Origin of the sequence: Cyanobium sp. NS01 (genome assembly GCF_014280235.1) — a bacterium.
In the GTDB taxonomy this organism is placed as follows: Bacteria; Cyanobacteriota; Cyanobacteriia; order PCC-6307; family Cyanobiaceae; genus NIES-981.
This window is the reverse complement of the sequence record NZ_CP047940.1, coordinates 1,688,956-1,710,920: the sequence shown is the minus strand read 5'-3', so window position 1 is coordinate 1,710,920 and position 21,965 is coordinate 1,688,956. Positions and strand designations below refer to the sequence as shown.

Here is a 21,965-nt window from a genome sequence, read left to right as displayed (position 1 = left end):
TCGGCCTAGCGCTTCACCCCGGGGATGAAGCGGCGTTCGTGCTGCGCTCCGGTGAGCATCCGGTTCCAGTAGAGGGCGGGCAGGATCTTGCGCTTCACGAACCACATGCTCCAGCGCTCCTGGGTGGGATCCAGGGGGAAGGAGGGCACCGGCTGCTGCTCATAGTTGAACTCGGCCATGATCGCCTTGCCGTAGCCGGTGATCAGCGGGCAGCAGCTGTAGCCGTCGTAGGCGGCCTCCAGGGGCTGGCCGTCGAGGAAGGCCAGCAGGTTGGCCACCAGCACCGGGGCCTGGCCGCGCACGGCGGCGGCGGTCTTGGAGTTGGGGATGCCGCTCACATCCCCCAGGGAGAACACGTTGGCGAAGCGCAGGTGCTGCAGGCTGAACTTGTCCACCTCCACGAAGCCGCTGGCGGCAGCCAGGGGGCTGCTGGCCACCACCTCCGGTGCCGCCATCGGCGGCGTCACATGCAGCAGGCCGTAGGGAATCACGGCCTCATGGCTCTTGTCGCCGTCCTTCACCTGGAACACCGCCTCGCGGCTCTGCGGGCGCACGGCGGTGAGCACATGGTTGTAGCGGGCGTCGATGCCGTGGCGCTTCACCACCTCCCGCAGCGGCGCGGCGTAGGTGGGCACGCCGAAGATGCCCGGCGTGGCGGTGGCATAGATCACCTGGGCCTGCAGACGCTTCTTCTTGAACACGTCATCGGCCAGATAGGCGATTTTCTGGGGAGCACCGGGGCACTTGATCGGCATCGGCGCGCAGGTGAACACCGCATTGCCGCTGGCGCCGTCGCTGCCACCCTTGAAGGCCTGAATCGCCTCCCAGGTGTAGGCGGTGTAGTGCTTGGAGTAGTTGCTGCAGACGCCGCCCTTGCCAAGGGCCTCGCTGAGCCCCTCGATCTTCTCCCAGCAGAGCCGCAGGCCGGCGGCCACGATCAGCACGTCGTAGTGGATCGCCTCGCCGTCGGTGCTGGTCACCACCTCCCGCTCGGGATCAAAAGCGGCGGCCCCGGCGCGGATCCAGTGCACGCCCGAGGGGATCACATCGCCTTCGGCGCGACGGGTTTCCTCCAGAGTGAACACACCACCCCCCACCAGGGTCCAGCCCGGCTGGTAGTAGTGCTCGCTGGAGGGCTCAAGGATGGCCACATCGAGCCCGGGGCGGGCCCGCTTCAGCTGGGCCGCGGCGGTGATCCCGGCGGCGCCGCCGCCGACGATCAGAATCTGGTGGTGGGCCATGGGGCAGCGCGCAGCGCGCTGGGCCGCGCCGTGAGGGTCTCGTTCTATTGAGTCATGCCGAGGGTGCCCTTACGGAAGCTCCCTCCTGACTGATGGGAATCTTCGACGGCCCTGCCAGCATCCCCTGACTTGGCTCAGCGCCCTTCAGGCGGCCAGCTCCTCCACATCGCGCTTGAGCAGGGCATAGAGGTAGTCCGGAGACTTGTAGCGGTTGGGCAGGCTTTTCTGCAGCAGCGTCAAGCGTTCCCAGCAGACCGTGCGTTGAATCGAGTCGCGGGATTTGCCGTTTTTGATCAAGAGTCTGAGGGCCTTGCAGTAGGTGGGATAGCCCGCCTCCAGTTCGCCGATCGTGAGCCTGGCCTCAACGCTCATGCCAACCCAACCACGTGTAGAAGGAAGCCTTCTTTTACAAAGCAAACCTTAAGAAGGTTTGGTGCCCGAATCCACTCCCAGGCGCCAGACCCACAGAATTCTTTGGAATCGAGCCGCCGCCACGCTCCTCGTCCCGCTGGCAGGGTGGGAAGGGCCCCTGGAGGCCCTGCCGCCGCGATCGTGATGCCCACCGAGCTCAGCCTGCGCCAACCCGACGACTGGCACGTGCATCTGCGCGATGGGGCCATGCTCGAGGCGGTGCTGCCGTCCACCGCCCGCCAGTTCGCCCGGGCGATCGTGATGCCCAACCTCACGCCGCCCGTCACCAGCGTGGCCGCGGCCAGGGCCTACGCGGGCCGCATCCGTGAGGCCCTGCCGCCGGGCTCCACGTTTGAACCCCTGCTCACGGCCTACCTCACAGACCACACCGATCCGGCTGAGCTGGAGCGTGGCTTCCGCGCCGGCGTGTGGGTGGCCTGCAAGCTCTATCCGGCCCGGGCCACCACCAATGCCGATGCCGGGGTCAGTGACATCGAGGCGCTCACCCCCGTGCTCGACACCCTGGAGCGGATCGGCATGCCCCTGCTGCTGCACGGCGAGGTGACCGACCCCAGCATCGACATCTTCGACCGGGAGGCCGTGTTCATCGAGCGCCACCTGGCGCCGATGCTGCAGCGCCACCCGGGCCTCAAGGCTGTGCTGGAGCACATCACCACGAGCGATGCGGTGGCGTTCGTGCGCGCTGGCTCGGGCCAGCTGGCGGCCACGATCACCCCCCACCATCTGCATATCAACCGCAACGCCATGTTCCAGGGGGGCCTGCGGCCCGACTTCTACTGCCTGCCGGTGGCCAAGCGGGAGCTGCATCGCCTGGCCCTGCGGGCGGCGGCCACCTCCGGCGATCCGCGCTTCTTCCTGGGCACTGATTCGGCGCCCCACAGCCGCGGCGCCAAGGAATCGGCCTGTGGCTGCGCCGGCATCTTCAACGCCCCGTTTGCGATCGAGAGCTACGCGGCGGTGTTCGAGCAGGAGCAGGCCCTGGATCGGCTGGAGGCCTTCGCCAGTGAGTTCGGCCCCCGCTTCTACGGGCTGCCCCTCAACAGCGGCCGCATCACTCTGGTGCGGGAGCCCAGGCAGGTGCCCAGGCGTCTGGAGCTCCACGACAGCGCCGGCCAGCCGGTGGAGCTGGTGCCCTTCCACAGCGGCGAGACCCTGCCCTGGCAGCTCAGCTGAGAGCCCCTGCAGGTCCCTGCCCCCTGCAGGTCACTGCAGTTGGGGGCTGGGAGGCTGGCTCGGGGCCGGGGGCTGGGCCCCGGGGGGCTTCGGGGCGATGGCGCTGCACACCCGCGGCAGGGTGAATCCCTGCAGCAGCAGGTTCAGCACCACCACCACAAACACGATGCCCTGGGCATTGCGGGCCAGCGGCAGGGCCAGGGCCGCATCGACGCCCGCCAGCTGGGGAATGGCCGCCACCAGTTGATAGGAGAGGGCCAGGGGCACGGCGCCGCGCAGCCCGCACCAGGCCACCAGCACCCCCTCCCGGCGGCTGAAGGGTGAGAGCGGCTGAAAGGCCAGCACTCCCAGCGGCCTGGCCACCAGCATCAGGGCCGCGGCGGTGACCAGCCCCATCGGAATGGCCCCCACCAGATCAGGCGGCGACACCAGCAGCCCGAACAGCAGAAACACCGTGATCTCGGTCATGGTGTTGAACGGCAGCAACACCTCCTGGATCGACTCGTGGTTCACCTCCGGCCGCCGGTAGGTCATGTTGGTCATGAACACGCCGGTGACGTAGACGGCGATGAAGCCCGAGCCGCCCAGCAGATCGGTGAGGCCGTAATCGGCGAAGGCGATCGACATCGCCACCACCAGCAGCTGGGCCCGCTCGGTGACGAGCACATCGATCACGAACTTGGCCACGTAGCCGAACAGCACGCCCAGAATCAGCCCGGAGCCGATCTGCTGCACGAAGACCCGCAGGCTGTCGAGCACGGCCGTGGTCAGCATCGATTCGGCCGCCGCCAGATCTGGGGGCTGTCCGGCGGCGCCGCCGGCGGCCTGGCTGAACAGCTCGATCAGCAGCCCGTACACCAACAGCGCCGCCGGATCGTTCACGGCCGATTCGAACTCCAGCAGGTGCTGCAGCCGCAGGGGCACCGGCGGCTTCACCTGGGCCAGCACGCTCAGGGTCGCGCCGGCGTCGGTGGAGCCCAGGCAGGCGGCCAGCAGGAAGGCGGCGCCCAGGGGGATGCCGTTGCCGAAGCCCAGGGCCAGGCCGCTGGCGGTGGCGGAGGAGAGCCACCAGATCATTCCCCCCAGCACGCAGGAGGTGATGAGCACCCCCCCCAGGGCCAGCAACAGCCCGTATTCGATGAAGCCCCGGATCGCCTTCAGATCGGTTTTCAGACCGGCGTAGAAGAGCAGCAGGGCCAGGGCGAACACCTGCAGGTTCTCCGCTTCCACATGGGTCACATCGAGCAGGTTCACATTCACCACCAGCCCGAGCAGCAGCACCCCGAGCACGCCGGGAATGCCGAGGCGGATCGAGAAGCGGCTCACCGCCAGCGTGCCCAGAAACAACACCCCCACGAACAGCAGACGCCCCTGGATCGGCACGTCGTTGAGGCCGCCGAGCGTTCCGATGAGGCAGTCAAACGTCACCAGCTCTGGCTCGTTCAATCGAACAGGGCGACCGTAGGCGGCCTGGTTGGCCGTCGCCGTTGCCGGGGCTCATCAATAAGAGCTATGTCAGCGGCAGCTCCAGCCCTGATGGCCTGTCTTAGCAACAGGCCTAGCCAGCCTCAGCGCGATGGGGTTCTTCATTCGCCTCACTGACGCCATCGCCGCTCGCCAGTCCCTCCTGGTCACCGGTCTGGACCCCAACCCCGAGATGCTGCAGAGCTGGGTGGGTCGCCGCGGCATGTCGGCCCGCTCCTTCCTCAGCCAGGCCCGCCACTGGATCAAGGCGGTGGTGGAGGCCACGGCCCCCCATGTGTGTGCCTACAAGCCGAGCCTCGGCTTCTACCAGGCCCTCGGGCCCGTGGGGCTGGAGCTGCTGCTGGAGGTGCGCGATCTGGTGCCGCGGGAGCTGCCGCTGATCATCGACAGCAAGCACGGCGATCTCAATTCCTCCTCGGTTCTGGCCCAGTACCTGTTCAAGGAGCTGGCCGCCGATGCCGTGACCCTCTCGCCCCTGGCCGGCCAGGACATCGCCGCCCCCTTCCTGCTCTACCCGGACAAGGCGGTGGTGATCACCTGCCACAGCTCCAACCAGGCGGCGCGGCTGATCCAGCACTACCCCAGCGAGGAGCAGCCCCTCTACCTGCGCATCGTGCGCGAGTGCATGCTCTGGGCCACGCCGGAGCAGCTGCTGCTGGAGATCGGCACCAGCGACGCGGCCGTGCTGGCGCGGGTGCGGCAGGAGGCACCGGGGCGGTTCCTGATCCTGCGCAGCCTCTGGGGCGTGGAGGAAAACCTGGAAGCCATGCTGGCGGCGGGCCTCTCCGCCGCCGGCGATGGGCTGCTGCTGCCCCTGCCCCAGAACCTGCTGGTGGAAGACGACATCTCTGAGCGCGCCGAGGCCCTCAAGCTGCAGATCAACGCCACCCGCAACCAGTGGCTGGAGCAGCGCGCCCAGGCGGTGCAGGATCGCTGCGAGCTGTGGTTGCCGGCGGCCCCACCCCTGCGCACCGCCGCCCCCCGCAACGGCACGCTGCAGGCCTCCCCCCCGGGCCCCAATCCCGCCGACGCCGCTGATCTCGATGCCCTGATCGTGGAATTGTTCGACATCGGCTGCCTGCTGTTCGGCGACTACGTGCAGGCCTCAGGGGCGGTGTTCAACTACTACATCGATCTGCGCCAGATCATCTCCGACCCCAACCTCTTTCATCGGGTGCTGCATGCCTATGCGGGCCGCATGGAGGAGCTGGCCTTCGATCGCATCGCCGGCATTCCCTACGGCTCCCTGCCCACGGCCACGGGTCTGTCGCTGCTGCTGCACAAGCCCCTCATCTATCCGCGCAAGGAGGTGAAGGCCCACGGCGCCAGGCGGCTGATCGAGGGCGACTTCGAGGAGGGGGATCTGGTGGTGGTGGTGGACGACATCCTGATCACCGGCAACAGCGTGCTGGCGGGCATCGCCAAGCTGGAGAGTTCCGGGCTGCAGGTGCAGGATGTGGTGGTGTTCATCGACCACGGCGGCGACCACGACCGCCGGGCCAAGCAGCGCCTGGCGGCAGCCGGCTACAACTGCCATGCCGTGCTGGGCATCGACACGATCACGGCGGTGCTGCACCGCTCCGGACGCCTCACCGACACCCAGGCCAGCCTGCTGCTGCCCGGGGCCGGGGCGGGAGCGGTCGGCCCGTAGGCTGAAAGTGCGTCCCTGCTACACCCGGACGCCCCCTCCGCCATGAGCAGCAGCACAGGCCTCACGATCGGGGAGCTCGAGGCCAATTACTCGCTGTACTGCAAAGCCCTGCGCCGGCTGCTGCAGGAAGGCCGCAGCCGCACCGCCATTGAGCGCACCGTGTGCTGGAGCCGCCTGGCCCAGCTGCACCTCTGCCTGCCCAGCCGCTACAAGGCTCCGGACTACCTCTGCGTCGTGCTCAAGCGCGATCTCGCCTAGAACAGCGCCAGCCTGGGCGGCCCTGATCGGGCTCCCCCCTTCCCTAGAGCCAGCCAGAAGCCTGCGTGAAGTCGATCTCGGATCCGTTTCTCCGCCGGCCGGTGCTGACCCTGGTGATCAGCCTGCTGGTGCTCTTGAGCGGCCTGGTGAGCCTGCCGGGGCTCCAGATTGAAAACCTGCCGGCGATCGCCCCCGGGCGGGTGTCGGTGAGCACGAGCTATCCCGGCGCCAGCCCCGAGGTGGTGGAGCAGGGGGTGACCACCCTGCTGGAGAAGCAGCTCAACGGCCTGGAGCGCCTCGATCAGATCCGCTCCACCAGCTCGGCCGGCAGCAGCAGCATCACCCTCAGCTTCGAGGGCGGCGACCCCGAGATCAACCAGATCAACGCCCAGAACGAGGCGGCGGTGGTGAACCCCCGGCTGCCGCCCCAGGTGGCCCGCTTCGGGGTGCAGGTGCGGCGCAGCTCTGACGACCTGCTGATGGTGCTGAGCTTCAGCGCTGAGCCGGGCACCTACGACCAGATCTTCCTCAGCGGCTGGGTGGAGCAGGTGGTGATCGACCGCCTGCAGCGGGTGTCCGGTGTCGGCGAGGCGCGGCTGTTCGGGGGCAGTCCCCTGGCCTTCCGGCTCTGGCTCGATCCGGCCCGGCTGAACCAGCTGGGGCTCACGATCACCGATGTGCGCGATGCCCTCGAGGAGCAGAACGTGCTGGCCGCCCTGGGCCAGGCCGGTGAGGCGCCCTCCCCCGACGACCAGATGCTCACCCTGCCCCTGCGCATGGAGGGCCGCCTGCGCAGCGTGCAGGAGTTCGAAAACCTGGTGGTGGCCCCCACCGATGAGGGCGGCGTGACCCTGCTGCGTGACGTGGGCCGCGTCACCCTGGGCAGTGAGGACTACGGCGCCATCGCCACCAACCTGCAGGGCCGCCCCACCGTGGCGATGGGCATCTTTCAGCGGGATGGCAGCAATGCCCTGGAGGTGAGCGCCGGCATCACCGCGGCCCTCGACGAGATCAGCGAAAGTCTGCCTCCAGGCCTCGATTTCCAGGTGATCATCGATGAGGCTGAAACCGTTCAGCAGAACATCGACCGCACCATCACGAGCCTGCGGGATGCGGTGCTGCTGGTGTTCCTCGCCTTGCTGCTGGGCCTGGGCAACAGCCGTCTGGCCCTGATCTCCGCCCTGGCGGTGCCCGTGGCCCTGGTGGGGGCCCTCACCGTGCTGCGGCTCACGGACAGCTCGATCAACACCCTCACCCTGTTCGGCATGGTGCTGGCCACCGGCCTGGTGGTGGACGACGCCATCGTGGTGAGCGAGGACATCGGCCGCCGCATGGAGCGCGGCCAGCCGCCCCAGCAGGCGGCCCGCGAGGCGATGGCGGAGCTGGGTGGTGCTGTGGTGGCCACCTCCCTGGTGCTGATCGCGGTGTTCCTGCCGGTGCTCACCCTGGGGGGCAGCACCGGTCGGCTGTTTGCGCCGATCGGCCTCACGATCGGCGCCACGATCGTGTTCTCCACCTTCAACGCCCTCACCTTCACACCGGTGGCGGCCAGCCGGCTGCTCAAGGCCCAGGGCCAGGAGGCCCGCTGGCTGCTGCGCCTGATCGACCCGCCGCGGCGGGCGCTCGAATCCCTGGAGGGGCCCTATGACCGCTGGCTCACCCGGGCCCTGGGCTGGCGCCGGCGCATCGTGGCCCTGCTGCTGGTGGGTCTGGTGGTGACGGCCTTCGCCTATCAGCAGCGCCCCAAGGCCTTCATTCCCCAGGAGGACGGCAGCCAGCTGCGCGGCATCGTGGTGCTGCCCGATGGCATGGCCCTGCAGCGCACCCAAGACGTGATGGAGCAGGTGCGCCAGGTGGTGGCCGGTGTGCCCCAGATCGTGACGGGCAACTTCTATGCCGGCCGCTCCTTCGGCGACAGCAGCCCCAACAAGGGCATCTTCTTCCTGCGCCTCAAGCCGGTGGAGGAGCGCCCCGGGCGGGAGCAAACCCCGGCGGCCCTGGCGGGCCAGCTCAACCGCGAGCTTGCCGGCCGCATCGACAACGCCCAGGTGGTGGTGATCGAGGCCCCCACGGTGCGGGGCTTCGGCAGCGAGGGCGGCATCGAACTCGACCTGCTGGACACCAGCGGCGGGCGGCTGAGCCTGAGTGCCTTCCAGGAGGCGGCCCAGGCCTTCATCGATGCCGCCCAGGCCAGTGGCGATTTCGAGCGGGTGGACACCCGCTTCCGGGCCGATGCCCCCCTGGTGCGGCTGGAGCCCGATCGCCTGCAGCTGGCCTCCCTGGGTGTGGACCTCGAGGAGGTGGTGGAGGTGCTCGGCGCCAGCTTCGGCAGTGAGTATGTGAACGACAGCTTCGAGGGCGATCGCATCCGCCGCGTGATCGTGCAGCTGGAGGGCTCCGAGCGCCGCAATGTGCAGGACGTGCTCGCCCTGCAGGTGCGCGGCCGCGATGACAGCCTCGTGCCCCTGGCCCAGGTGGTGCGGGTCGAGCGGAGCACCGGCCCCACGGTGATCAACCACACCCGGCTGGTGCGCTCGATCGCCATCCGCGCCCAGGCCCGGGCCGGGGTGAGCACCGGCCAGGCGATGGACCGGCTGCTGCAGGTGCGCCGCGAGCTGGGCAGCACCGCCACCGACCTGGAATGGGCTGGCCTGGCCCGGGAGGAGGCCCGTGCCGGCGGCGCCAACGAGGGGGTGTTCCTGCTGGCGGTGCTGGTGATGCTGCTGGTGCTGGCGGGGCTCTACGAGAACTTCATCGACCCGATGATCATCCTGGTGACGGTGCCCCTGGGGCTGCTCGGCGGCCTGGCCGGCCTGGCGATCCGCGACCTGCCCCTGGATGTCTATGGCCGCGTGGGGCTGCTGGTGCTGGTGAGCCTGGCGGCCAAGAACGGCATCCTGATCGTGGAGTTCGCCAACCAGCGCCTGGCCGCAGGCCTGCCCCTGGAGGAGGCGATCCACGGCGCCGCGGTGGCCCGTCTGCGGCCGATCCTGCTCACGGCGATTTCCTCGCTGGCGGGCTTCCTGCCGCTGCTGTTCGCCAGCGGCGCCGGAGCGGCCAGCCGCACCAGCATCGGCACCGTGGTGTTCGCCGGCTTGCTGGTGGCCACCGTGCTGAGCCTGTTCGTGGTTCCGGTGGTGTACCGGATCGTCAAGGGCTGGGAGCTGGGCCGCGCCGGGCGGCTCAATCCCGCCACCGATGGCGCCAGCTCAGGCTGAGTCCCCCTCCGGGGGGCCGTTGTCTGGCGGGGGGTCCACCGCTGGCGGCTGCCGTGGAGAGGACAGCCTCAGCCTGGGCTGGGGGAACTGGGGGGCCTGCACCGCTGGCAGCACCGGCTCCTGGGGTATGGGTTGCTCGGGCTCCTGCACCCAGGTACTGGTTGAGAACCGACTCACCAGCAGCCCCATCACCGCCGCGATGTAGAAGGTGCCCACGATCGCCAGCCCCACGCTGATCATCTGGGCAACGGGGGTGAGTGGCGTGATGTCGCCATAGCCCGCGGTGGTGAGGCTCACGAAGGCGAAATAGTTGAGCCGCACGAAGTTGAGACTCCACACGGGGTAGATCTGGTCTTCGCCGGTGAGCACCGCTGCGGGAAAGCTGGCGTTGCTGAAGCTGTTCGGCTGGATCGTTTCCAGGGCGGCACAGATCAGGCCACCGGCGAGGCCCAGCATCAGATACCCGGCGATGCAGCCCCGCAGCACATCGGGGGTCACCCGGCGCTCAAGCGCCAGCCCCCGGATCAGCCGCACTGCACTCCAGAGGCTGAACAGGGCCCAGAGGATCAGCACCGGCAGCCCCGATTGCCGCAGCTGCACCGGCGTGAGGTACCAGAGCAAGGCGGTGCCGAGGGCCCCCCAGCCCAGCAGCTTGAACAGCTTCCGCGGTGTTTCCCCGAAGCGCAGTTGCTCCACCGGCTCTCCCAGGCCCAGGATCATCACCACGCCAAGGCCCAGGTAGCCCGCAGACGACAGCCTGTACCACGGTGGCGGCAGGGCCAGGCAGACCATCACCTGCAGGCAGGTCCCCAGCAGCAGCTTGTAGGTGAGGTGCAGCCGCAGCAGTCGGGTGCGCCGGCGCTTCATGGCGACCTGGGGAGCAGTCCCCATGCAACACCCGGGCGGGGGCTGCCGCCACAGTCCGGGCGGCGCGGCCTGACTCAGGAGCCGCTTTCCAGCAGGCAGTTCACCGCCAGCTCAAACGGCACCGCCGAGGCCGGCAGAGAGAGCAGGTGGGCCACCGTGGCGGCCAGATCCTCCGGCTGGGTCATGGCCTGCTTGTCGATGCTGCTCACGGCAGCGGCCATGGCGGTGTTCACCCAGCCGGGGCAGAGGGCGGTGACGCGGATGCCCGACTCCCAGCCCTCGTTGCGCATCGCCTGGCAGAGACCCAGCAGGGCGAACTTGCTCACCCCGTAGGCGGCCAGGCGGCCTTTCACCCGCTTGCCGCTCATCGACACCAGCATCACCAGCCGCCCGTCGCCGCAGGCCTGCAGCTGGGGCCAGGCGGCGCGGCCCAGACGCCAGGGGCCCATCAGGTTCACATCCAGCAGGCGGGCGATCTCGGCCTCCTCGCCCGGGCTGTAGCAGACCCTGGCCCGCGACAGGATGCCCGCGCTCGGCACCAGGGCCTCCACCCCGCCCCAGCGCTCGGCCGTGGCGGCCACCCAGGTCTCAGCGCTGTTGGGCTGATCCGGGGCGGCCAGGGCGTCATAGGGGTGGATCGACAGGCTGGCTGCGTCTTCGCTCCAGCCCAGCTGCTGCAACCTGTGCCGCAGGGCCGCCGGATCGCGGACCCCCAGGCTGAGCCGGTGTCCCTCAGCCAGCAGGTTCAGGGCCACCGCCAGGCCGATGCCGCGGCTGGCCCCGCTCACCATCACCGTGCGCTGGGAGGAGGCTGAGGCCATGGAGGAGAACATCCCGGAGGACCAATCCTCCCCGAGCCGCAGAAGCTGAAGGATGATGGGCTGCTGGCCCTGCCTGCCCATGGCTTCTGTTGTTCCTGCCGCCGTTCTGCCGGCGGCCCTGCTCACCCGGCAGTTCCGCGCCGAGGCCAGCCTGGATCAGGAGTTCGTGGTGCTCACCATGGCCTCCAGCCTGATCGCCAGTCTTGGCCTGCTGGCCAACAGCGCCGCCGTGGTGATCGGAGCGATGTTGATCGCCCCCTGGATCCTGCCCCTGCGGGCCACGGCCTTCGCGATCCTGCAGGGCCGGCTGCCGCTGGTGGGGCGGGGATTGCTCACCCTCTCCATCGGCGTCGCCACCACCGTGGTGCTGTCGGCCGGCCTGGGGCTGATCGTGGGGCTGCCGGTGTTCGGCTCCGAGGTGATCGGCCGCACCAGTCCGAATCTGCTGGACCTGGCCATCGCCATCGTGGCCGGGGCCATCGCCACCTACGCCAAGGTGCGCGTCAAGGCGGTGGGCTCGCTGGCCGGCACCGCCATCGCCGTGGCCCTGGTGCCGCCGGTGTGTGTGTTCGGGTTGCTGGTGGCGGCCGGCGAATGGCAGCGGGCCCAGGGGGCAGGGCTGCTGTTCGCCGCCAACCTGCTGGGAATCCTCAGCGGTGCCTTGGTGACCCTGGGGATCACCCGGCCGGAACTGCGTCAGCGGCTGCTGCAGAGTCGGCTGGGTTTCGTGAGCCTGCTGCTCACCGGCCTGTTGCTGGTGCCCCTCAGCACCAGCTTCGTGGGCCTGATCGGCCAGGCCAGGCGCCAGGCCTCCCTCAACCGGGTGGAAGTGGCGATCGCCGAGAGCCTGCGCACTGAAACCATCACCCTGGGCCAGGATTCCGAGCTGGTGGGCATCAGCATCGACTGGGAGCAGAACCCGCCCCTGATTCGCGCTTCGGTGCGGGTGAGCAAGCCCAACCTGCCCACGCCCGAGCAGGTGGCAGCCGTGCAGGACTTCATCAACGCGCGCCAGACGATCCGCTACCGGCTGCTGGTGCAGCGCACCTCCATCGATGTGATCGGCCCGGAGACCGCCCCCAACCCCAGGGCCGTGGAGGTGCCCCCCGAGGAACCATCCACCCCCTTCGTGCCCTCGGTGCCACCGTTGCCGGAGGCCATCACGCCCGGCACCGAGGCCCCCGAGCCTCAGCTGCCCTGACCCAGGCGGCTCTCGAGGCGGGCAGCCAGATCCGCGATGGCCTCGCTGCCGTCGCCTGTCTCTGCTGCCAGGGTCAGCAACCGCTCTTCGGCATCGAGGGGTTCCGCCTGCCGCCACTGGGATCGCAGCACATCCAGATCGGCATCGGAGGGGTCGCGGCCCAGGCGTTGCCGCTGGCGCAGCCGCTGCTCCGCCAGCTCCGCCGCAACCGGGAAGCTCAGGATCACCAGCGGCACCCCGGCGGCCCTGGCAACGTCGGCCATGGCCTGGCGGTGGCTGCGGCGCAGGAAGGTGGCATCCACGATCACCCGGAAGCCGGCGGCCAGCAGCAGCGCGGCCAGCTGGGGCAGCCGCTGCTCGAACAGCTCTGCGCTCACCTCGGCGCTGTAGAGCTCGCCGCTGCGGCTGGCGGAGCCATCGGGCTGGGGATGGCCCTGCCGCTGAACCCCCCACTGGCCGAACAGGCGCTTGCGTTCCACGTCTGAGCGCAGCCGGATGGCGCCGAGCCGCCCGAGCAGCAGGCCGCTGCTGTGGGACTTCCCCGATCCCGACACCCCATGGCAGAGCAGCAGCGCTGCCGCTGGCGGCTGACAGAGGCGCTCGGCCAGCTGCAGATAGCGCTCCACCGGCTCGCTCTGCCCAGCCAGGGCCGCCACCTTGGCCCGCACCAGGGCCCGGTAGCTCGCATACCAGGACCAGAGCTGCAGCCCCCCGTAGTCGCCGCTCTGATCCAGCCAGCCGTTCAGCAGCCGGTAGGCCAGGGCCTGCTCGCCGTGTTCCTGCAGGTCCATCACCAGGAAGGCCAGGTCGCTGATCGGATCGATCCAGCGCAGGGCAGGGCTGAACTCGAGGCAGTCGAACACCTCGATGCGCCCCTGCCGCAGCAGCATGTTGCCGAGGTGCAGATCGCCGTGGCCTTCACGGATCCGGCCGGTGGCCAGGCGTTGCGCAAAGGGCTGCTGCAGCGTGCCGAAGCTGCTCTCGATCCAGCTGCGCAGCCGCAGCAGCCTGGCTGCCAGAGCCGGATCGCCATGCTCCAGCAGGCTGGTGATGTTGGCCTGCACCGGCTCCAGCACCGCCTCTGGGGTGCCATAGGGCCCGCCCGGATCGGCCTGGGCCGCCTCGGCGTGGAAGCGGGCCAGGCGCTCGGCCAGGGAATCGATCTGCTCGGGCCCCACGGCGCCCCGGCCCAGGGCCGCCGGCAGCAGGGCCTCCTGGGGGAATTCGGCCATGCGCACGGCGTACTCCAGGCTGGCGGGCCCCGCCGATTCAGCGGCCAGGCGCGGCCGCTCCGGACTCCCCCCGATGGCCACCACGCCCTGGTAGATCCCGGGGCTGAGGCGCCGGTTGAGGCGCACTTCCTCGTGGCAGAGCTGCCGGCGGAGCTCCAGGGTGCTGAAGTTGACGAAGCCGAAATCCACCGGCTTCTTCACCTTGTAGGCGATGTCTCCGGTGAGCAGCACCCAGGAGATGTGGGTCTGCAGCAGGCGGATCGGGCCCACCCGGTGGGGGTAGGCCTCAGGGCGCAACAGCCCCTGGATCAGGGGCGGCAGGGAGCCGTGCTGGTCGATCAGTCGAAGCCCAGCAGGTCGAAGATCTCGCGGTCCTTGAGGGATTCGGCCTCCAGGGGCTCCACGTTCTCGAGCATGGCCTGGGCCAGGCGCAGGTATTCCTTCTGCACTTCCTCCACCTCAGGCGTGGGCTCCATCTCGAAGATCGTGCACTTCTTCAGGCGCGACTTGCGGATCGCATCCACGGTCTTGAAGTGGGCCATGGTGCGCAGGCCGGTGCGCTCGTTGAACTTGTCGATCTCGTCGGTCTGCTCGGAGCGGTTGGCGATCACGCCGCCGAGCCGCACCTTGTAGTTCTTGGCCTTGGCATTGATGGCCTGCATGATCCGATTCATGGCGAAGATCGAATCGAAATCATTGGCCGTCACGATCAGGCAGTAATCGGCATGCTGCAGGGGCGCGGCAAAACCGCCACACACCACGTCGCCCAGCACATCGAAGATCACCACATCGGTGTCTTCCAGGAGATGGTGCTCCTTGAGCAGCTTCACCGTCTGCCCGGTCACGTAGCCGCCACAGCCGGTGCCGGCCGGAGGACCGCCCGATTCCACGCACTGCACGCCGTTGAAGCCCTCGAACACGAAGTCTTCGGGGCGCAGCTCCTCGCTGTGGAAGTCCACGGTTTCGAGGATGTCGATCACCGTGGGCACCATTTTCTTGGTGAGGGTGAAGGTGCTGTCGTGCTTGGGATCACAGCCGATCTGCAGCACCCGCTTGCCCAGCTTCGAGAAGGCGGCCGAGAGGTTCGAGGAGGTGGTGCTCTTGCCGATCCCCCCCTTGCCGTAGACGGCGATCACCAGGGCGCCTGTGGCGATGTCGTCCTTGGGGTCCAGATGGACCTGGAGGCTGCCTTCCCCATCGGGACGGCGCAGGGTGGTGGTCATGGGGGTGGACTCAGGAAAAGGAGAAAAAGGAACGCTCGACTCAGAACCCAGGACGCTGGACTCAGGCGGAGAAGTGGGCCTTGGCGGCGTAGAGGGCCTCGCCGTCGATCAGGGCCAGCCCCTGCTCGCGGGCATAGGCCTCGGTGTTGCGCCGCACCTTGCCGCGCACGAAGAAGGGAATCTTGGCCAGTTCGGCCTCGCCGGTCGGGTCCCAGCTGGGGTCGCTGGTGCCGACCGGAGTTCGTTCTTCGCTGGCGGGGCCTGGGGAGCCGGAGGCCAGAGCCACGGTGGAGGCTGGAGCCGTGGCTGGTTCAGCCGGGGCCTGGCCGCCCAGGTGGCTGCGGTGGCCCTCCACGAATTCGAAGTCGTGGCGGAACATGCCGATCAGGTGCTCCTCCAGGCCCATCATCAGCGGATGCACCCAGCTGTCGAACAGCTCGTTGGCGCCCTCCCAGCCCATCTGGGGAGCATGGCGGGCCGGCACATCCTGCACATGCAGGGGGGAGCTGATCACGGCGCAGGGAATGCCGAGGCGCTTGGCGCTGTGGCGCTCCATCTGGGTGCCGAGCACCAGCTCCGGCATGGCCTCGGCCATGGCCCGCTCCACCTCCAGGTAGTCGTCGCTGATCAGGGCTTCGAGGCCCAGCTCCCGGGCCGCGGCCCGCACATCCCTGGCCAGCTCGCGGCTGTAGCTGCCCAGGCCCACCACCTCAAAGCCCAGCTCCCGGCTGGCCACCCGGGCGGCGGCGATCGCATGGGTGGCATCGCCGAAGATGAACACCCGCTTGCCGGTGAGGTAGGTGGAGTCGACCGAGCGGGAGTACCAGGGCAGCTGGGAGGAGCTCTCCGGTGCCATCGGCTGCTCTTCCATGCCGAGCACCTGGCGCAGCTCGCCCAGGAAGTCGCGGGTGGCGCCGATGCCGATCGGCACCGTGCGCACCACCGGCTGGCCGAAGCGCCGCTCCAGCCAGCTGCACACCGATCCGGCCACCTCCGGATAGAGGCAGACATTGGCATCGGCCGCCGGGATGCGCGCCAGGTCGGCCGGGCGGGCGCCCAGCGGCGCGACCACGCCCACATCGATGCCCTCGGCGCCCAGCAGGCGGGTGAGCTCGCGCACATCGTCGCGGCAGCGGAACCCCAGCAGGCTGGGGCCGAGCAGGTTGACCCGGGGCCGGCGGCCCTCGGCCCGCCAGCGCTGGGGCGACGGCGGCGGCGTGCCCGGGGCCGGCATCTGGGCCTTGAGCAGGTGCCGCACCAGTTGGTAGAAGGTCTCGGCCGCTCCCCAGTTCTCCTTCTTGGAGTAGGCGGGCAGCTCCAGGCTCACCACGGGAGCGCCGCCCAGGTCCATGCCGGCCGCCAGGGAGCCCGGTTGGTCCTGGATCAACTCGGCGGTGCAGCTCTCGCCCACCAGGAGGGCCTCGGGCTGGAAGCGGTCCACCGCTTCCTGGATCGAGCGCTTCACCAGCTCGGCGGTGTCACCGCCGAGGTCGCGGGCCTGGAAGGTGGTGTAGGTGACGGGTGGGCGCCGCTGCCGCCGCTCGATCATCGTGAACAGCAGGTCGGCATAGGTGTCGCCCTGGGGCGCGTGCAGCACCAGGTGCACTCCCTCCATCGAGGCGGCGATGCGCAGGGCCCCCACGTGGGGAGGGCCTTCGTAGGTCCAGAGGGTGAGTTCCATCAGGAGAAACGCAGCAGGTTGCGGCGACGCAGGGGTCGCGAGAACAGCTCGGCCAGATCGCCGGCCTGGTCGCAGCCGTGGATGGGGCTGAACACCAGCTCGATCGACCACTTGGTGGCGATGCCCTCCGCCTCCAGGGGATTGGCCAGCCCCAGGCCGCACACCACCAGATCCGGCCGGGCGGCCCGCACCCGATCGAGCTGGTTCTCCACGTGCTGGCCCTCGGTGAGGGGGGTGCCGGCGGGCAGCAGGGCCAGCTCGGATTCGAGCAGGGCGCGATCCAGATAGGGCGTGCCCACCTCCACCAGCTCCATGCCGCACTCGCGCTGCAGGAAGCGGGCCAGGGAGAGCTCCAGCTGGGAGTCGGGCAGCAGGAACAGCCGCTTGCCCTCCAGGATCTCGCGGTGCGGCGCCACGGCCCGCCGGCCCCGCTCCACCAGGGGATCGAGCACGGCGGCCACCCGGGCGTCGTCCAGGCCGAAGGTGGCGGCGGCGGCGGCCATCCAGGCGGCGCTGCCCTCGACGCCGAGGGGATAGGGAGCTGAGATCAGCTGGGCGCCGAGGGCGGTGAGGGCCCGGGCGGTGGCGGAGAGGAAGGGTTGGGCCAGCAGCACCCGGGTGCCGGGACCGATGGCGGGCAGGTCGCGGGAGTGGCGCGGCGGCAGGCTGCGCACCCGCTCGATGCCCATGCGGCCGAACAGGCTGATCAGCCGGTCTTCCACCGCGTCGGCCAGGGTGCCCACGATCAGCAGCTCCTGTGCTGCTGCCGGGGCCGCCCCCTCAGCGGCAGGGGCGGCCGGAGCCCTGGGCATCAACGGCACCATCGCCAGCAGGGCCTGGTCCTCGCCCTGGGTGAAGGTGGTTTCGATGCCGCTGCCGGTGTAGTTCAGCACCCGCACCTGGCCGGCGAGACGGGTGTTGAGGCGCTCGGCGGCCTTGGCCAGGTCGAGCTTGATCACCTCACTGGGGCAGGAGCCCACCAGGAACAGGGTGCGGATCTCGGGGCGGCGCTGCAGCAGGTCGGCCACGAGCCGGTCCAGCTCCTCGTTGGCATCGGCGAGGCCGGCCAGGTCGCGCTCCCCCAGGATCGCTGTGCCGAAGCGCGGTTCGGCGAAGATCATCACGCCGGCGGCGCTCTGGATCAGGTGGGCGCAGGTGCGCGACCCCACCACCAGAAAGAAGGCATCGGGCATGCGGCGGTGCAGCCACACGATCGAGGTGAGGCCGCAGAACACCTCGCGCTGGCCGCTTTCCCTGCGAACCTCCAGCGCCGGCGCCGTGGCCGCGGCCACTGTTGTCGATCCACCCATGCGGTGATCCACTGCTGCGTTGCCACCCACTGCTAGGGGGGATCGGCCCCCGTGGCAGTGCCCGGTCCCCGGATTGGGCTGGGATCAGTGGGATTTGTGATGTGGGCGCTGCCGTGTCAGGAGATGAGGTCAGGGGGCCAGCCGCAGGTCCACCGTGCAGGGCCGCTCAGCCCCGGTCTGCCAGGGCGCCGCTAGGGGCCACGCCAGGGGCGTCGGCTCCACTGGAGCGAAGCGGAGGGCCTCGGGCTCCAGTTCCCACTGGGCCTGGGGCCTGGGGCCAAGGCCTTCGCCAGCACGGCTGCCGGGGAGCGGCACCAGTTGCAGCACTAGGGGCATCGCAGGCTCGATGCCGGGGTGGAAGCAGGGGTAGAGGGCGCTGGCGCGGTAGCGCACCGCCAGGGGGCCGGGCTGCTGCAGGGGCAGGGGGCGGCCGTTCAGCACCATGGCGTAGCGCTCGGCCAGGGCGCCGGCGCCCAGCAGCTCGAAGCGGCGCAGGGAGCCGTCCACGAAGCGGCTGGTGAAGCCCCCTTCCCGCGGGGTGTCGCAGATCAGGGGCCAGGGCTCCAAAGCCGGCCGCAGGGTCAGTTCGGGGGCGCCCGGCGCGGCGGCGTCGCGCCAGCGCAGCAGCGGCGGGAAGCGCCACTCCCAGATGGTGCGGTAGGGCGCGGCATCGAGGGGCAGGCCGGCGGCCTCCAGATCGGCCAGCACGGCTTCAAGGTCGGCCCAGAGCTGGCTGGGCAGCAGCATCCGATCGTGCAGGGCTCCGCCCCAGGGGTGCAGCCGCCGCGGTCGCCGGGCCGGATCCAGCTGCAGGGCGGCCAGATGGGTCCAGAGCAGGGCGATGGCGGCCATCCAGTCGGCCTGGGGCAGGCTCTCCAGGGCCCGGAATTCGATCAGCCCGAGGCAGCCGGCCGGGGCGCCCGGATTCCAGAACTTGTCGAGGCTGATCTCGCTGCGGTGGTTGTTGCCGGAGCGGTCGGCATGCAGATGGCGCAGGGTTTCACCGATCAGCTGGCGCTGCTCGCCGCGGGCCCGCTCCAGCACGGTGTAGGCGAGCTCCAGGTCGAACAGTTCGCCGAGGGCCTCATCGGGCCGCGGCGCCTGGGAGGACGGGCCCACGCTCGCGCCACTGAACAGATAGGCGAGGCTGGGGTGGTGCTGGAAATAGCGCAGGATTCCCACCAGCCAGTCGGGGCGCGGGAAGAAGGGATGCTGCTCCAGGTCGCGGCTGCCCCAGAGCAGGTGGTTGCCGCCGCCGGTGCCCTGCTGGCCGCCCGCCTCGCTCTGCTTCCAGCTGCGCAGGCCCACCGCAGCGCCGGCCGCCTCGATCAGCCGCAGCCAGTCGCGGTAGGCGCTCCAGCTGTCGCACACCGGCAGGTTCACCTCCAGCACGCCCGGATCGGCGGTGAGGCCCAGCACCTCCCAGCCCTCGCTGGCATCCACCGGCAGCAGGCCGCTGAGATCGGGCTCAGCCAGGGCTGCGGCCGTGAGCGGACAGCTGGCCTCGGCGCTGATGGCCTGCAGCAGTTGCTCCGTGGGCTGCCGCTCCACGGGCGGCAGGAACAGGCCCCAGCCGGCGGCTCCAAAGCCGCCGGGGCCGATCTCCAGGGTGAGCAGCTGGCAGGGCAGGTCGTCGGGGAAGTGCTCCAGCGGCAACCGCAGCCCGGCCGGCCCCGGGGCAGCGGTGAGGCGACGCTGCTCCAGGGGCAGCTCCCAGCAGCCGCTGCTCCAGCCCTCCTCCTCATCCCAGGTGAGTGGCACCGCCCAGACGGCCCGCTCTGGATCGCGCTCATCCAGCAGGCGCAGGGGCGCCAGGGCAACGCCGAGGCGCTCGCCCAGCCGCTGCAGCCAGGGCACCCCGGCCGGGGCCGTGAGCGCTGCGCCCGTGGCGGCTGGCGTGGGCCACGGGGCGATGGGAGCGCCGTGGCGGCCGGTGATCAGCCGCAGGGCCCAGCGGGGGTTCACCTCGCCTTCGTAGCGCTTGCCGCTGCAGTAGAGCAGCGTGCTGCCGGGCCAGGTGCGCTGCTGGATCGCCGCCGCCAGGGCGCGGGCCACGGGCAGCTTGGTGGGGCCATCCGCCGCCACCGACCACTCCAGGCCCTCGGGCTCCAGGGGCACCAGGGTGGGCTCACCGCCGAGGGTGAGCGTGATTCCGGCAGCCTCCAGCCGCCCCTCAGCCCGCCGGGCGGCTTCCTCCATCCAGGACATCGTGGCGATCGGCGGTGCAGTGGGTGGGGACAGGGCACGACTGCGGGCCGCACCACCGCTCCATCCTGCGCTGTGGCCTGACCGGGACCTGCTGCGACCGTGACCTGCAGCGTCAGCGCAGCATTGGTTTAATGGCGCAGCGATCCGGCCGTCGGATCCGGATCTCCATGGCCAGCCTCCGCTGGCGCCTCTGGCGCCGACGCCGTCCCCCATCCACCCGGATTCGCCGACCCTGGCGGGCCCCGCTTGCCCTGGTGGTGCTGGTGAATCTGGCTGCCCTGGGCTATCGCCTCACGGAGGGCTGGGGCTGGGCGGACTGCTACTGGATGGTGGCGATCACGATCAGCACGATCGGCTTCGGCGAGGTGCAGCCCCTCTCGCCGGCTGGACGCCTGGTGACGGTGCTGCTGATCCTGGGCGGCCTGGTGGTGGTGCAGATCAGCATCCAGGGAGTGCTCGGCCTCTCCGAATCGGGCTATTTCAGGCGCCTGCGTGAGCGCCGTTTCCGCCGCTGGATCAAGACCATGCAAGACCATGTGATTCTCTGCGGCTACGGCCGCATCGGCCGTGAGATCGCCGAGCAGCTGAGCCGCGAGCGGGTGCCGCTGCTGGTGGTGGAGCTGGACCAGGAGCGCAGCACGGCCGCCCAGGACCGCGGTCTGCCGGTGCTGGTAGCCGACGCCACCCTCGATGAAACCCTGGTGGAGGCGGGCATTCACCAGTGCCGCTCCCTGGTGGCGGCCCTGCCCAGCAACGCCGCCAATCTCTACGTGGTGCTGAGCGCCCGCGGGCTGGCCCCCTCCTGCCGCCTGATCGCCCGCTCCGACAGCGATGAGGCGGAGCGCAAATTGCGCCTGGCCGGGGCCGACCAGGTGGTGAGCCCCTACGTGAGTGGCGGCCGCACGATGGCCGCCACCGCCCTGCGGCCCCTGGCCGTCACCTTCATGGATCTGCTGGCCGGCAGCGATTGCGAGGTGGAGGAGTTCCGGCTCAGCGCCAACCCGGGCGATCTGGGTCGGCTGCTGGGGATGAGTCTGGGGGAGCTGCAGCTGGGGCGGCGCACCGGCGCCCTGGTGCTGGCCGTGCAGCCGGCGCCCCCTGCCCAGGAGGTGGTGCGCCAGTACCGGGGCACTTCCTACAAGCTCGAGGAGCAGAGCCTGATCGCCAATCCGGGCAGCGATCACCGCCTGGCCCCGGGGCAGATGTTGGTGGTGATGGGCAGCAAGAACCAGCTGCACGAAGTCACCAGCCTGCTGGGCACCGCCCTGATCAGCATCGAGCACATGGCGAGCTGAGGGCAGGCTGGCTCAGGGGCGGGCTGCTCTCAGCTCTCGGCCTCTTCGAGGATCTGGCGCTGAAGCTCGATCTGATAGCCCTCCACCATCGCCTCCAGGGAGGCTTCCTCCTCGTCGTCCACCTGCAGGGCTTCCGCCAGGGTGAGATCGGGCACCTGGGCGGTGCCGATCGCGGTGAGGGCCACCCCCAGCGAAGCGCTGTCGCGGTGCCAGATCGAAGCGGCCTCAGCCAGCTTGGTGAGCACCTCGTCGTCCATGGGGTCGCCGCGGCGCTGGGCCAGGGCCACCGCCAGGCGCCGGTCGTCGAACACGGCCGCGGCGGCGAGATGGGCTGCGTGCAGGGCCCCCAGGCTGTAGACGGCCTCGGAGCGGAGGGTGAGCAGGCTCTTGCTGAGGGCCCGCTCCCGCACGCCCTGCCAGGGCGCTGAGGGCAGGCTGTCTTCGCTGGCGCCGGGGGCCTCATCCAGCCCCACCATCGAGGGCAGCTTGGGGTTGGCCGCTCCGGCCAGCAGAGCCGGCTGGCGCTCCAGCGCCAGGATGGGATCGCGCTCTGGATCGAGCCGATCGCCGACGCGGCGGAGCCACTGACCCAGTCGTGCGCGCATGCCCATGCCCTGTTTTGCCTGCCCCTGCCCCCCACTGTGCCCCTCCTGGGCGGGAAGCGCTCGC

The 21,965-nt window shown here is 70.1% G+C and carries 17 protein-coding genes; 6 read left to right on the top strand and 11 right to left on the bottom strand.

Annotated elements, in window-relative coordinates; genetic code table 11:
- Nucleotides 1-5 precede the first annotated feature (5 nt).
- A complete protein-coding gene (locus CyaNS01_RS08930; RefSeq protein WP_186696783.1) occupies nt 6-1,241 on the bottom strand; it encodes an FAD/NAD(P)-binding oxidoreductase in 1,236 nt (411 codons plus the stop codon).
- Nucleotides 1,242-1,385: 144 nt separating this feature from the next.
- A complete protein-coding gene (locus CyaNS01_RS08925; RefSeq protein WP_186696782.1) occupies nt 1,386-1,613 on the bottom strand; it encodes a DUF3136 domain-containing protein in 228 nt (75 codons plus the stop codon).
- A 183-nt stretch (nt 1,614-1,796) separates the two neighbouring features.
- Here CyaNS01_RS08925 and pyrC point away from each other — a divergent pair, with 183 nt between their 5' ends.
- The gene (gene pyrC / locus CyaNS01_RS08920) at nt 1,797-2,846 is read left to right on the top strand and encodes a dihydroorotase (RefSeq protein WP_186696781.1); all 1,050 of its coding nucleotides are present in this window, start codon (nt 1,797-1,799) and stop codon (nt 2,844-2,846) included.
- A gap of 30 nt (nt 2,847-2,876) precedes the next feature.
- On the opposite strand, the gene CyaNS01_RS08915 is transcribed toward pyrC, so the two are convergent.
- Nucleotides 2,877-4,274, bottom strand: coding sequence for a cation:proton antiporter (locus CyaNS01_RS08915; protein ID WP_225875599.1), 1,398 nt, complete (start codon nt 4,272-4,274; stop codon nt 2,877-2,879).
- A 148-nt stretch (nt 4,275-4,422) separates the two neighbouring features.
- On the opposite strand from CyaNS01_RS08915, the gene CyaNS01_RS08910 reads away from it, so the two are divergent.
- The 3 genes from CyaNS01_RS08910 (at nt 4,423) to CyaNS01_RS08900 (ending at nt 9,458) form a co-directional block, all read left to right on the top strand.
- Nucleotides 4,423-5,982: a bifunctional orotidine-5'-phosphate decarboxylase/orotate phosphoribosyltransferase gene (locus CyaNS01_RS08910; RefSeq protein WP_186696779.1), complete on the top strand. Its 1,560-nt coding sequence runs from the start codon at nt 4,423-4,425 to the stop codon at nt 5,980-5,982.
- Nucleotides 5,983-6,024: 42 nt separating this feature from the next.
- Nucleotides 6,025-6,240 carry a DUF3136 domain-containing protein gene (locus tag CyaNS01_RS08905; protein ID WP_186696778.1) on the top strand — a complete coding sequence of 72 codons (216 nt, stop codon included), beginning with the start codon at nt 6,025-6,027 and terminating at the stop codon, nt 6,238-6,240.
- Between the two features lie 65 nt (nt 6,241-6,305).
- A complete protein-coding gene (locus CyaNS01_RS08900) occupies nt 6,306-9,458 on the top strand; it encodes an efflux RND transporter permease subunit (protein WP_186696777.1) in 3,153 nt (1,050 codons plus the stop codon).
- On the opposite strand, the gene CyaNS01_RS08895 is transcribed toward CyaNS01_RS08900, so the two are convergent.
- Together CyaNS01_RS08895 and CyaNS01_RS08890 are read right to left on the bottom strand one after the other, a co-directional pair.
- Nucleotides 9,450-10,325, bottom strand: coding sequence for a potassium channel family protein (locus CyaNS01_RS08895; protein WP_186696776.1), 876 nt, complete (start codon nt 10,323-10,325; stop codon nt 9,450-9,452). The two genes, CyaNS01_RS08900 and CyaNS01_RS08895, sit on opposite strands and share 9 nt — an antisense overlap.
- Before the next feature lie 74 nt (nt 10,326-10,399).
- Entirely contained in the window at nt 10,400-11,146 is a 747-nt protein-coding gene (locus CyaNS01_RS08890; RefSeq protein ID WP_186696775.1) for an SDR family NAD(P)-dependent oxidoreductase, read from the bottom strand.
- A 79-nt stretch (nt 11,147-11,225) separates the two neighbouring features.
- On the opposite strand from CyaNS01_RS08890, the gene CyaNS01_RS08885 reads away from it, so the two are divergent.
- Nucleotides 11,226-12,347 (top strand): DUF389 domain-containing protein, encoded by a 1,122-nt coding sequence (locus CyaNS01_RS08885; protein WP_186696774.1) that lies wholly within the window; start codon nt 11,226-11,228, stop codon nt 12,345-12,347.
- On the opposite strand, the gene CyaNS01_RS08880 is transcribed toward CyaNS01_RS08885, so the two are convergent.
- The 5 genes from CyaNS01_RS08880 to CyaNS01_RS08860 form a co-directional block, all read right to left on the bottom strand.
- Nucleotides 12,335-13,876, bottom strand: coding sequence for a bifunctional aminoglycoside phosphotransferase/ATP-binding protein (locus CyaNS01_RS08880; RefSeq protein WP_186696773.1), 1,542 nt, complete (start codon nt 13,874-13,876; stop codon nt 12,335-12,337). The two genes, CyaNS01_RS08885 and CyaNS01_RS08880, sit on opposite strands and share 13 nt — an antisense overlap.
- Nucleotides 13,877-13,917: 41 nt before the next feature.
- A complete protein-coding gene (gene bchL / locus CyaNS01_RS08875; RefSeq protein WP_186696772.1) occupies nt 13,918-14,802 on the bottom strand; it encodes a ferredoxin:protochlorophyllide reductase (ATP-dependent) iron-sulfur ATP-binding protein in 885 nt (294 codons plus the stop codon).
- A gap of 61 nt (nt 14,803-14,863) precedes the next feature.
- The gene (locus CyaNS01_RS08870) at nt 14,864-16,483 is read right to left on the bottom strand and encodes a ferredoxin:protochlorophyllide reductase (ATP-dependent) subunit B (protein ID WP_186696771.1); all 1,620 of its coding nucleotides are present in this window, start codon (nt 16,481-16,483) and stop codon (nt 14,864-14,866) included.
- Nucleotides 16,483-17,793: a ferredoxin:protochlorophyllide reductase (ATP-dependent) subunit N gene (locus CyaNS01_RS08865; RefSeq protein WP_186696770.1), complete on the bottom strand. Its 1,311-nt coding sequence runs from the start codon at nt 17,791-17,793 to the stop codon at nt 16,483-16,485. The genes CyaNS01_RS08870 and CyaNS01_RS08865 overlap by 1 nt, the downstream gene beginning before the upstream one ends.
- Before the next feature lie 129 nt (nt 17,794-17,922).
- On the bottom strand, nt 17,923-19,992 hold the full coding sequence (locus CyaNS01_RS08860) for a transglutaminase family protein (protein WP_225875598.1): 2,070 nt from the start codon (nt 19,990-19,992) through the stop codon (nt 17,923-17,925).
- A gap of 176 nt (nt 19,993-20,168) precedes the next feature.
- On the opposite strand from CyaNS01_RS08860, the gene CyaNS01_RS08855 reads away from it, so the two are divergent.
- Nucleotides 20,169-21,296, top strand: a complete 1,128-nt coding sequence (locus tag CyaNS01_RS08855) for a potassium channel protein (protein WP_186696768.1) — start codon at nt 20,169-20,171, stop codon at nt 21,294-21,296.
- Nucleotides 21,297-21,325: 29 nt separating this feature from the next.
- On the opposite strand, the gene CyaNS01_RS08850 is transcribed toward CyaNS01_RS08855, so the two are convergent.
- A complete protein-coding gene (locus tag CyaNS01_RS08850) occupies nt 21,326-21,907 on the bottom strand; it encodes a hypothetical protein (protein ID WP_186696767.1) in 582 nt (193 codons plus the stop codon).
- Nucleotides 21,908-21,965 lie beyond the last annotated feature (58 nt).

Excerpts from the sequence above, each read along its gene's own strand:
- CyaNS01_RS08930 (WP_186696783.1), bottom strand. The coding sequence starts at position 1,241 with ATGGCCCACCACCAGATTCTGATCGTCGGCGGCGGCGCCGCCGGGATC.
- CyaNS01_RS08925 (WP_186696782.1), bottom strand. The coding sequence starts at position 1,613 with ATGAGCGTTGAGGCCAGGCTCACGATCGGCGAACTGGAGGCGGGCTAT.
- pyrC (WP_186696781.1), top strand. The coding sequence starts at position 1,797 with ATGCCCACCGAGCTCAGCCTGCGCCAACCCGACGACTGGCACGTGCAT.
- CyaNS01_RS08910 (WP_186696779.1), top strand. The coding sequence starts at position 4,423 with ATGGGGTTCTTCATTCGCCTCACTGACGCCATCGCCGCTCGCCAGTCC.
- CyaNS01_RS08905 (WP_186696778.1), top strand. The coding sequence starts at position 6,025 with ATGAGCAGCAGCACAGGCCTCACGATCGGGGAGCTCGAGGCCAATTAC.
- CyaNS01_RS08895 (WP_186696776.1), bottom strand. The coding sequence starts at position 10,325 with ATGAAGCGCCGGCGCACCCGACTGCTGCGGCTGCACCTCACCTACAAG.
- CyaNS01_RS08890 (WP_186696775.1), bottom strand. The coding sequence starts at position 11,146 with ATGGCCTCAGCCTCCTCCCAGCGCACGGTGATGGTGAGCGGGGCCAGC.
- CyaNS01_RS08885 (WP_186696774.1), top strand. The coding sequence starts at position 11,226 with ATGGCTTCTGTTGTTCCTGCCGCCGTTCTGCCGGCGGCCCTGCTCACC.
- bchL (WP_186696772.1), bottom strand. The coding sequence starts at position 14,802 with ATGACCACCACCCTGCGCCGTCCCGATGGGGAAGGCAGCCTCCAGGTC.
- CyaNS01_RS08870 (WP_186696771.1), bottom strand. The coding sequence starts at position 16,483 with ATGGAACTCACCCTCTGGACCTACGAAGGCCCTCCCCACGTGGGGGCC.
- CyaNS01_RS08865 (WP_186696770.1), bottom strand. The coding sequence starts at position 17,793 with ATGGGTGGATCGACAACAGTGGCCGCGGCCACGGCGCCGGCGCTGGAG.
- CyaNS01_RS08860 (WP_225875598.1), bottom strand. The coding sequence starts at position 19,992 with ATGGAGGAAGCCGCCCGGCGGGCTGAGGGGCGGCTGGAGGCTGCCGGA.
- CyaNS01_RS08855 (WP_186696768.1), top strand. The coding sequence starts at position 20,169 with ATGGCCAGCCTCCGCTGGCGCCTCTGGCGCCGACGCCGTCCCCCATCC.
- CyaNS01_RS08850 (WP_186696767.1), bottom strand. The coding sequence starts at position 21,907 with ATGGGCATGCGCGCACGACTGGGTCAGTGGCTCCGCCGCGTCGGCGAT.